Consider the following 10746-nt stretch of genomic DNA (forward strand, 5'->3'; position numbering starts at 1 on the left):
CGTAGGCGATGGCCCTGTCACGGAGCGCCGTGGCCACCGTGGTGGAGAAGAGCGAGCGGTGGTAGCCGTGGGACATGGCGCCGTGGACGCGGCCCAGGGGCACGGTGTCCCCGGTGGGCGTGGCGCGGCGCTCGATCTTCACGCCGAGCCGTGGCGCCTGCCTGTACACGTTCGTCTCATCGATCAGCACCACCTCCTTCAACATCGGCGTCGAGGCCACGGCCCTCAAGGCCCGCCTCGCCGAGATCGGCCTGTAGTCCCAGGCCTTCCCGCAGCGATCTGAAGTCCGCCTCCCGCGCCCCTGGATGGGCGCGGGAGCTCCTTCGCCCCACCCCTCCGGACTGCTCATGCCGCGTTGGGCCGGGCGCGCCCCGGCTCTCCCCGCCCCCGGACTGGCGACGGGGATTGTCCGTTTTCAGTACAAAACCCATAAATCCCGTTGTTTTTTTCCAGGACACCTGTAGAACTTCCTCAAGTCTCCGAACAAACTCGGGTTTTACCGGAACCTGTCCACCCTGTTTACATCTGCCATCCAGCAACAGGTGCACGGATGCTCCACTCCGGCCAGACGCGGAGGGAGCCCGCCCGAGGGAAGACGGCCACCCGCGGGGATGGCACGACACGTGCTGAAGGAGCCACTCAGCGGCATTTCGCCGCACGATGGAGAAACCCCCCTTTTATGAGCCTGAAGATTGTCCGTGCGTTCCTGGTAGCAGGTCTGACGGGTTGTGGTGTGGGCGAGCTTCCCGAGGACGCTCCGAACGCGGAGCCCGTGGGCTCCACCGAGGGCGAGGTGATCGTCGGCTCGTTGAACTGGTACAACGTCACCGAGCTGAGCCCCACCAGCACCCAGCGGGCCCGCTCCAAGGCGGTGGGCTACCTGTCCATCCCGGCCAAGGGCGCCCGCTGCACCGCGTGGCTCATCGCCAACGACAAGATCGTCACCAACAACCACTGCATCGGCAGCAGCGCGGAGGCGGCGGGCGCCAGGGCGTCCTTCAACTACGAGGAGGGCGTCGCCTCCACCAGCCGCATCTGGTACGACTGCCCCACCCTCGTGCGCACCTGGACGAACGAGGACATGTCCGTCCTCGCCTGCAAGCCGCTCAACGGCTACTACCCCGGCCAGGTGTACGGGAAGCTGACAGTGGCCAGCAGCAACGCGGCCAACAGCTCCTCCGTGTACATCATCCACCAGAACTGCGAAACCACCGTCGACTCGAGCTGCGTGCCGACGAAGAAGTACTCGCTGGGCACCGTGCTCAACACCAACCATGGCGCCGTCACTCTGACCTACAACGCGGACACGCTGGGTGGCTCGTCCGGCGCGCCGGTGCTCGCGGGCACCGGGGCCGCCAACGCGCACCTGGTGATCGGCCTGCACCGCGGGGGCGGCGGCGACAACTACAGCCCCACTGCCTACAACGTCGGCACCGAGGCCACGGCCCTCAAGGCCCGCCTCGCCGAGATCGGCCTGTAGTCCCAGGCCTTCCCGCAGCGATCTGAAGTCCGCCTCCCGCGCCCCTGGATGGGCGCGGGAGTTCCTTCCCCCCACCCTTCCAGACAACCGTCCGTTGGCTGCAAGGCTTGCGCTCCTCCGCCCGGCGGCGGAAGCGTTTGCACACGGACAGCCCCCCGTGCGCACGAGGCGTACGTGAAGGGAGCAGGAGGGGTGAGAACGATTGTGGAGCACCTGGGGTTGCCCACGGCAGGTGCGAGGCTGGCCCCGGCGCGACAGCCGCCTCAGTCCGCGTGGTGTTGAGGCTCAAGCCGCCAGGGCCAAGAGAGCCAGGCCCCTGCCGCGCACCTCATGTGGCCCCCCAGCATGCGCACGCCGTCCGGCCTCGCCGAGCGGCCCCTCGGGACGAGGCCCCATCATGCACCGGACACCCGGGCCTCCTCCGCTCCCGGGATGGCGCTCGCCCCCGGGGCTCTCGAGTCCAGGGGCAGCTCGACCGTGAAGGTGGCCCCCTGCAGCGGTTGACTGTCCACGCGGAGACGCCCCCCGTGCGCATCGATGAAGAGCCGGCACAGGTAGAGGCCGAGGCCGAGACCCCCATAGTGGCTGGCCGACACCGCCCGGCCGAACTTCTCGAAGATGTAGCCCTGATCCTCGGCGGCGATACCGATGCCATGGTCCTTCACGGAAAGGGACACGTGGGCTTGCCGCTTGCACAGGTTCACCTCGATGGGCTCTCCGCGGCCGAACTTGAGCGCGTTGGCCAGCAGCCCGTGGAGGGCGCGCTCGAGGTAGCGGCGATCCCACCACCCCACCACCTCCCGTGGCGCATCGAGGAGGAGGGTGCACTGCGCGCGCTGGAAGTCGGGGGCGAGGCGCTCCAGGAGCTCGCGCGTGAGCGCCGCCAGGTCCACCTGCTCCAGGTGGAGGGGGAGGCTGCCCGCCTCGAGCTCCGACACGTCGAGCAGCTCCGACACCAGCGTGGAGATGCGCCGCTGCTGCTGCTCGGCCTTGGCGAGCAGGCCCTGGATGCGCTCGGGCAGGGCCGCGCGGCTCGCCATCCGCTTGAGGTTCTGGATGTTCAGATTCAGCGACGTGACGGGGGTGTTCAGCTCGTGCGAGGCGACGATGAGGAACTCGTCCCGCAGCCGCACGGCGCGCTCGGCCTGGGCCCGCTGCTCCCGCTCGCGGGCATGCAGCAGGGCGTTCTCCAGCGAGACGGCCATCTGGCGGGCGAGCAACTCCAGCAGCTCGGTGCGCTCCTGGGTGAAGGCATGGGTGGCCAGGGGGTTCTCCAGGTAGAGCAGCGCGACGAGGCGGCCCTGGTGGGTGATGGGCATGCAGAGCACCGAGCGCGGCCGCGCCTGACGCAGGTAGGGCTCGCCACTGAAGCGCGGGTCGCCCGGCGCATCACCCAACACGAGCCGCTCGCGGGTGCGGTGGACATAGTGCACCACCGCGTGCGAGCCCCCGGTCCAGCCAGAGAGCGGCACGCCGCCGCCCCCGTGTACCTGCACCTGGGCCGCGGAGCCCTCCGTGGCCACCACCGGCTGGCCCTCCTTCACCAGCAGCAGCGCCCCCCGCTGCGCACCGGCGTTCTCGAACACCACCCGCAGCATCGTCTCCAGCAGCCGCTCCAGGACGAGCTCGCCCCCGATGGCCTGGGTGGCGCGCAGGATGCTCATCGCATCGAAGACGGTGAGCGAGGTGGCTCCCGTCCCCAGCGTCCCCGGAGGCGGAGGGCTCGGAGGGGAGGGGGGCGCCCGGGTGAGCAGCACGTGGGGGTAGTGCCGCTCGAGCTCCTGCGCCTTGCGCTCCGCGCCCCACAGCCGGTAGAGGTGGTGCGCCTTGGCGATGTGCATCTCGCCGTGCTCGGCCAGCTCCAGCTCGAAGCAGCAGCTCGCGGCGAGCTCGTGGGCGCAGGCCTCGTCCTGGATGAAGCCCTGCCGCCGGGCGGACTGGATGGAGCGCTGGTAGAGGCGCAGGGCCTCCAGATCGCGCCCCTCGAGCCGGGTGAGCTCCGCCTCCACCAGTTGGAGCTTGTGCAGGAAGTTCTCCGGGCAGCTGTCCGCCCAGCGGCGCATCTGCTCCTGGTTGGAGCGAAGCCGCAGCCGGGCGCGCTCGCGGGCCGCGGGGCTTGCCCGGGGCCAGAGCGCGGTCAGGGTGAGGGAGGTGTAGAAGTTGTGCTCCGCCGCCTGGACGAAGGGGGCCACCTGGTCCAGCGTGCGGCAGGCCTCCTCGCTCATCCGCAGCGCCTCCTCGTACCGGCCCCAGAGGTAGAAGGACTGCAGCTTGTAGACGTGGAAGTAGCAGTGGGCCATGTCCAGGCCCGCGGCCTCCCGGAGGAAGCGCGCCTCCTGGAAGGAGCCGTCGTCGAAGGTGGCGGGTGCAAGCGTCCTTCCCTCCAGGTCCAGGGCGAACTGCCGCAGGACGGAGAAGCAGGGCACGGCCATGACGTTCTTCTGCCTGGCCGCGAAGGCGATGGCGCGATCGGCCTCGGCGCGCAGGCCCGGCAGGGGCGTGCCCTGGGAGAGCAGGGCATTGAGCAGGCCGAAGAGGCAGTAGCAGGAGTACTCCAGGTCCCCATCCTCGATGCCGTGGAGGTGGCCGCGCCGGGCCGGCTCCACCGCCTCCCGCAGGGGGGCGGCCCAGGGGCTGACACACAGGGCCAGGCAGTTGAAGGCGCGGCAGCGCACGGTGCTGCGCCGGCTCTCTCCGAGCTCCACCCCGGCCCTGGCCAGCAGCCAGGCGCGTGCGTACTGCCCGCGGGTGACGCAGAGGGTGCCGGTGTTGCCCAACGAGAAGGGCAGCTCGTTGAAGTAGCCCCGCTCCAGACCGATGCGAACGCTGCGCAGGGTGAGGAAGGCCCAGAGCTTCAGGTTCCAGAAGTACGATGCGCCGACGATGCTGGCCAGCAGGCGGGTGAGGCTCGTCATCTCCCGGTCCTGAAGAGGGGGGGACTCCATCAGCGCCTTCACGGTGTGGGTGTCGAGCCGGGCCATCAGGCAGGCGAACTCCTGCTCCACACAGGCATCGAGCTGCTCGTCCGCCGGTAGCTCGAAGCCGAGCAGCTTCGAGGCCTTGCGTCCCAGGGAGATGGCCTCGTCATACCTGCCCCGGATGGAGGCCTGGATGGCGGCCGTGCCGTAGACGTCGGCCGCATCCATGGGCGAGCGCGCATGGGCGAGCAGCAGCCCGGCGGTCTCATCGGCTCCCGCGTAGTCGCCGGAGAGGTATTGGCACTCGTGCCGCATCCGGTACAGCGCGAAGGTATGGGTGTAGTCCGTCCGCCAGGCGTCCTCTGGCAGCAGCTCGATACCGGCGGATGCGTACCCCAGGGCCTGGGCATACGCCATGGAGCTCTTCGCCTGCCGCGCGGCCTGGAGGTTGAGGTGGCTGAGCTCGGCGAGCGCCCGCGGGTCGTCGCGCAGCAGCCGGCGCCCGAAGTTGAAATGGTCGGTGAGGGTGGTGAGCTGCGCCTCGTGCTGCTCGGGAGGGAGCTTCGTGTGCAGCAGCCTGCCAATCTTCAGGTGCAGGCGGGCCCGGTCGTCCTGCTGGAGGAGCGAGTCGCACGCCTGCTGCACCCGGTCGTGCTGGAACCGGAACCAGCACTCGGCGGGAGTGGAGGCGTCCGCATCGAACATGGCGAACCGGGTGGAGTGGCCATCCAGGGGGACGACGAGGCCCTGGAGCACCGCGGGACGGAGGGTCTCGAACATCTCCTGGCCGCGCTTCTCACAACAGAGGGAGAGCAGCCGCAGCTCGAAGCGGTTGCCGAGACACGCCGCCATCTCGAGGGAGGCCCGCGTGCCGGCCGGCAGCTCCGTCAGCTTGCGCGTCAGCAGCTCCACCACGTTGTCGCTCAGGGGCAGGGCTCGCAGCCGCCGCGGGTCCACCTGCCACTCGCCCCGCTCGTACACGTAGGTGATGACCTGCTCGTGGTGCATCAGCTTGAGCAGCTCGAGGGTGTGGAAGGCATTGCCATGCGTCTTCTGGTAGAGGATGCCGGCGGCGGGGGCGACCCGCTCCGGCGTGGAGTGGAACGCATCCGCGAGCAGCTCGCGCACCGCCTCGGGCCCGAGGTCCTCCAGGTGGATGGAGTCGACGCGCGCGCCCCCCTCCTTCAGCTCGGTGAGCAGCGTGAGCAGGGGGTGGCTCGCGTCGACCTCATTGTCACGGTAGGCGCCGATGAAGAGGACCTGGGGCAGCTCGGCCGTCAGGAGCAGGGAGGCCAGCAGCCGCAGGGACGAGACATCCGCCCACTGGAGATCGTCCAGGAAGATGACGAGCGGACTCTCCCGGCCCCCGATGGTCCGGATGAAGCCTTGGACGACGAGGTGGAAGCGATTCTCGGCCTCCCGGGGCCCCAGTTCGGGAAGGGGAGGCTGCGGACCGAGCACGAGCGCCAGCTCCGGAACGAGCTCGATGAGGAGCTGGCCGCTGTGTCCGGCGGCCTCGAGGATGCGTTGCCTCCAAGCGGCCAGCGCCTGCTCGCTGTCTGCCAGCACGTGACGGCACCAGGCGCCGAGCGCCTGACGCAGGGCGGAGTAGGGCGTGTGCCGCCGGAACTGTTCGAACTTGCCGGCCACGAAGATGCCCCGCTTCGCCGTCAAGGGCTTGTAGACCTCCTGGATGAGCGTGGTCTTGCCAACGCCCGAGTAGCCGGAGATGAGCAGCAGCAGGGGATGGGGGGGCGGCTCGTCGGGGCCGGGCTCGTGGGTGGCCTCGGCGAAGGCCCGTTCCAGCCGCGCGGATTCGCACTGCCTGCCATACAGCCGCTGGGGGAGCAGGAAGCGCTCGAGCATGTCGCTTCGCCCCAGGGGGAAGGAGACGTGCTGGAGGGACTCCCCCCGCTCGAGCGCTTCCAGACAGCGGAGCAGATCCAGACGCAACCCGTGCGCGGACTGGTAACGATCCTCGGGGTTCTTGGCCAGCAGCTTGCCGACGAGCCGGGCGAGGATGGGAGGAATCCCCTGCTCCGCCAGGTCCGGGGGAGTCCGTGCCAGGTGGCAGTGCAGGAGCGCGAGCGGATCCTCCGTCATGAAGGGCCGCCGTCCCACCAGCATCTCGTAGAAGGTGACGCCGAGCGAGTAGAAGTCCGTCCGGTAGTCGATGTCCCGGTTCATCCGCCCCGTCTGCTCGGGAGAGAGGTAGGCCAGCGTCCCCTCCAGCAGGGCCGGGTTGCGGAACGTCTGGGGCTCCTGGGGAAGCCGGGTGGCGATGCCGAAGCCAATGAGCTTCAGCTCGTCCGTCTCCGGGTTCCAGAGGATGTTCGAGGGATTGAGATCCTTGTGGATGACATTGGCCGCGTGCAGTTCCTCCAGGCCCTGGGCGAGGTGGATGGCCAGGCGAAGGAACTGGCCCAGGTCCAGCGGTCCGCGAGAGAGCCAATGGGACAGGGGCTCGCCCCCGAAGTCCTCGAGCAGCAGGACACAGGTGTCCTTGTAATGCTCCAGGCCCTCCGCGCGGATGAGGTGCTTGCCCTGGACGGAGCGGATGATCCCGTACTCGCGCCGGTAGCGCACCATCTCCTCGGGAGAGGGGTACTGGCGCTTGAGGATTTTCAGGACGACCCGCGGGGCATCGGGTCTGCTCCGTGTCCGGTAGACGAGAGACCGCTCACTCTCATGGATTCTGCGCTCGAGCTGATAGCCAGCGATCGTTTCGGACATGGGATGAGAGAGGGCGTGAGACCGCCCTCCCAGAACAATAGGCACCTGCCTCCCGATGGGCGGGCGCTGGAGGGGTTGAGCCCAGCGGACGCTCCGTCAGGAGGGCAGGCAGGGAATCAGTAGCGCAGACCGTACTTCGCCGCCTTCTCCTCCAGCGCCTTGCGCTCGTCGGCGCGGCCCCATCCGGCTCGGTCCTGAAAGAGAAGCCACCGCGCTCGCCCGTGAAGCCCGAGGCGAAGATTCCAGGGAGATCTACTCGCGGTGGTACCTGAACCACAGCTATCACCAGCCGCTCATCTGGCAGTCGCTGCACAACGTGGAGGACCACCGCAAGAACCTCGTCATCGACCAGGGGGCCTGGGGCGCCGTCACCTCGCACAACCTCTTCGACGCCGCGGCGTGCTGGCACGAGAACCTCCTCCTCAACGCAGCCAACCTCCGCGCGGCGCACGCGAAGGTCGAGTCCGGGAAGGTGGCGGGCAAGCTCGTCTCAGAGAGAGATCTGTTATCTTGGCGTGCCCCGGTGTACCGGAGTCGCCCCATGGATGCAGACGGATTCACGTTGGCCCGCAGGCTCGTACTCGCGGTAGTGCTCGCCACCTCCCTCGCCGCCATTCCCTGCCATGCGGCAGCGGACGCGCCGCGCGCTGATCCGGAGCCCCCCAGCGCCGCCCCTCCAGGCCCGCCGACGCCCGGCGCCACACCGGCCCGGTTCCAGCTCCGCGTCAAGGGACTGGTCGGTCTCGCGACCCCCTATGGACTGGCGGGAGGCGAGTTCGAGCTCGCGGGCCGGATCTTCTCCGTCGCGGCCGGCCTGGGCGCTGGCGTGTCGGGGCCGCAGTTCGCCGGCATGGTGCGAGCGCGGGCCCAGGGCAGCCTGCTGTTCATCGATACGGGCGTGGGGCTCTCGGGCGGCGCCTTCTCCAGGGACAGCATCTACGTGTGCGTCCTGGGCTGTGCGGACCGGGAGCCGGCTCCCATCAACACGGCGTACTGGGCCAACCTGGAGCTGGGCGGAGGATTCCAGGTCCAGCTGTTCCACATGCGTTTGTTCCTTGGCGCGAGCGCCCTCACCAACCCCGGCACCTTCGGCGAGTCCAGGGTGATCCTGCCCTACGCCGGTCTGTCCATCGGCGCCAGCCTTCCCCTGTGAGCTGTTGCCGCGCACGCTTGTTGATGGAGATTTGGACCGGCTGGTTGATGGGCATCGCCGAAGATGCGCGGGTCCGGAGCAGGCTGGTTGATGAACATCGACGAGGATGAGCGGACATGGAGCAGGCTCGGTGATGGAGCCATCATGTTCCATGCGTGCCGGGAGGACACGGCCGATGAGGGGCTGTGGCCGGGGTGAGTCCATGAGACGGGAGGAGGCAGCGTGCAGGAGAAGGAGCGCGCCCGGCTCCACGAGATCATCGAGAAGGTGAACACGCTGTTCGAGGGCGAGCTGTCGGAGCAGGACAAGCTCGTCTACGTGAACAACGTCCTGCTGGGGAAGCTGCTGGAGTCCACGACGCTGGCCCAGCATGCCGCGAACAACACCAAGGAGCAGTTCGCGAGCTCGCCCGATCTTCGGCAGGAGATCACGAACGCCATCATCGAGGCCCGCGACGCGCACACGCTGATGAGCAAGCAGGCGTTGAGCTCCGAAGCCATCCGGGACGGCATCAAGGACATCCTGCTCAACCACGCGCAGCTGGTGTTGAGGCTCAAGCCGCCAGGGCCAAGAGAGCCAGGCCCCTGCCGCGCACCTCATGGGAGGGCCGCCTGGGCCGGCGTGTACCCCATGGGGCTGCGCGGCTTCTCCTCCCGCTTGGCTCACTGCTCCGGCGACCCCCGTCCGCGGCCCTCCTCCACCCCTTCGCTCCAGCCCTCACCCTCCACATGGCCTCTCTCCCGCCTATACGCCAAGCGAACAGTGCGAGCCAGCGGATTTTTTTCTGCATCAAAATCCCCCTCGCCGGCTCTCCCACTCCAGCAGCCACGTGGAGCACCTCCATTGCTCCCCGTAACGAGTCCCTGGGACTCGTCCAACCCTGTCTGGAGAAATTTGATGCCGCAAATGTCGAGGAGGGTTTCCCTCCGTTCGCTGAGCCTGGTTGTCTCCGTGTTGGCGCTCACCCTGGCCATGGCCTGCGGAGGGGAAAAGGAACCGGTCGTGGGCGAGGCGAGCCTGGGAATTTCCGCCCAGGCCTTGTCGGCCAATGACATCAGCCGGGTCACCGTGACGGTGAGCGGCTCCGGAATTTCGCCGGACATCTCTCGCAACCTGTTCAAGACTTCCGGGCAGTGGGGCGGAACCCTGGGAGGGATTCCCGTGGGCTCCGACCGCACCTTCAAGGCCCAGGCCTACGACTCCTCCAATGTCCTGCTGTACGAGGGGCAGGTCACCGGGGTCACCATCACCCAGGGCTCGACGGCGGCGGTCTTCATCCTGCTGCAGCAGAAGACAGCCCCCAACCCCTTCAGCAACAACGCCCCGCGCATCAGCGCGCTGGTGGCCTCCGCCTCCCAGGTCGAGCCGGGCCAGTCCACCACGCTCTCGGTGACGGCGACGGACGTTGACGGTGACACGCTGGGCTACGCCTGGACGGCCACGGCGGGCACCCTGGCCAACGCCACGAAATCGAGCTCCACCTGGACCGCGCCCACCACCGAGGGCCCCTACACCGTCAATGTCAGCGTGACGGACGGCAAGGGCGGCCAAGCCGGCTTCTCCCTGGTCATCAACGTGTTGGCCGGCAGGAGCAAGGCCTCGGTGACGACGTCCTTCAACACCTGGCCCGTGGTGAGCCAGGTGTCCGTCACCAAGGGCCAGGTGAGGCCCGGCGAGAGCACGGTGCTCGACGTGACGGCGGTGGACCCGGATGGCGACACCCTGGCGTACACCTGGAATGACGGCGGCTGCGGCGGCAGCTTCAGCAGCACCACCGCCAAGAACCCCACCTGGACGGCTCCGGCCACTCAGCCGCCGGGTGGTACGTGCACCGTGTCCGTGGCACCCAGGGATGGCCGCGGCGGAAGCACCACGGGCTCGCTCACCATCACCATCGGCCTGCCCGAGGTTCCCAACGCGGCCCCCGTCATCGACCAGACCTTCCAGTCGGCCGACATCGTGGCGGCGGGCGGGACGTTGGATGTGCTCGTGGTGGCGCACGACCCGGAGGGCACCGCCCTGTTCTTCACCTGGAGCGCCAGCGGCGGCACGCTGGGCACCGCGACCACGTCCGCGTCCCAGAGCGAGATGCTCTGGACCGCGCCAGCCAGCGGCGGCCCCTTCACCATCACCGCGGTGATCAAGGACGCGGGCGGGGCGCAGGCGACGCAGACCTTCACCGTCAACCTGCCGGGTTCTCCGTGATCCGCTCGCTCTCCGTGGAGAACCCCTTGAATCGACTACACCCATTCCTGTTTCTGGCGCTCAGCCTGTTGCTGCTCGCGCCGCTCGCGGCCTGCTCTCCTGCTGCACCCCAGGAAGGCTCAGCCGACATCGGCGTGTCGGCGCAGGCCCTCTCGACGTCGGAGGTGGCCAGGGTCACCCTGACGGTGAGCGCCGCGGACATCTCTCCCAGCATTGTCACCAACCTGCAGAATACCAGTGGCCAGTGGAGGGCCGTC

General features: G+C 68.7%; 6 protein-coding genes. 4 read left to right on the forward strand and 2 right to left on the reverse strand.

Annotation, left to right across the window (positions count from 1 at the left end; translation table 11 throughout):
* The coding region (locus VFZ09_RS25255) for a hypothetical protein (RefSeq protein WP_329730213.1) at positions 1 to 220 on the reverse strand (220 nt) is incomplete at its 3' end.
* A gap of 459 nt (positions 221 to 679) precedes the next feature.
* On the opposite strand from VFZ09_RS25255, the gene VFZ09_RS25260 reads away from it, so the two are divergent.
* Complete coding sequence (locus VFZ09_RS25260) at positions 680 to 1480, forward strand: trypsin-like serine peptidase (RefSeq protein ID WP_329730214.1); 801 nt, start codon at positions 680 to 682, stop codon at positions 1478 to 1480.
* A gap of 395 nt (positions 1481 to 1875) precedes the next feature.
* Here the strand turns inward: VFZ09_RS25260 and VFZ09_RS25265 are convergent, their stop codons facing one another.
* Positions 1876 to 7131 (reverse strand): protein kinase domain-containing protein, encoded by a 5256-nt coding sequence (locus tag VFZ09_RS25265; protein WP_329730215.1) that lies wholly within the window; start codon positions 7129 to 7131, stop codon positions 1876 to 1878.
* Positions 7132 to 7447: 316 nt separating this feature from the next.
* Here VFZ09_RS25265 and VFZ09_RS25270 point away from each other — a divergent pair, with 316 nt between their 5' ends.
* The 3 genes from VFZ09_RS25270 to VFZ09_RS25280 form a co-directional block, all read left to right on the forward strand.
* Entirely contained in the window at positions 7448 to 8284 is an 837-nt protein-coding gene (locus tag VFZ09_RS25270; RefSeq protein WP_329730216.1) for a hypothetical protein, read from the forward strand.
* A 222-nt stretch (positions 8285 to 8506) separates the two neighbouring features.
* On the forward strand, positions 8507 to 10489 hold the full coding sequence (locus VFZ09_RS25275) for an Ig-like domain-containing protein (RefSeq protein WP_329730217.1): 1983 nt from the start codon (positions 8507 to 8509) through the stop codon (positions 10487 to 10489).
* A partial coding sequence (locus tag VFZ09_RS25280; protein ID WP_329730218.1) for a hypothetical protein occupies positions 10486 to 10746 on the forward strand: 261 nt, incomplete at its 3' end. The genes VFZ09_RS25275 and VFZ09_RS25280, both read left to right, overlap by 4 nt.

Origin of the sequence: Archangium sp. (genome assembly GCF_036277355.1) — a bacterium.
Lineage (GTDB): Bacteria > Myxococcota > Myxococcia > Myxococcales > Myxococcaceae > Archangium.

Coding starts and splice junctions, on each gene's coding strand:
- VFZ09_RS25260 (WP_329730214.1), top strand. CDS start 680: ATGAGCCTGAAGATTGTCCGTGCGTTCCTGGTAGCAGGTCTGACGGGT.
- VFZ09_RS25265 (WP_329730215.1), bottom strand. CDS start 7,131: ATGTCCGAAACGATCGCTGGCTATCAGCTCGAGCGCAGAATCCATGAG.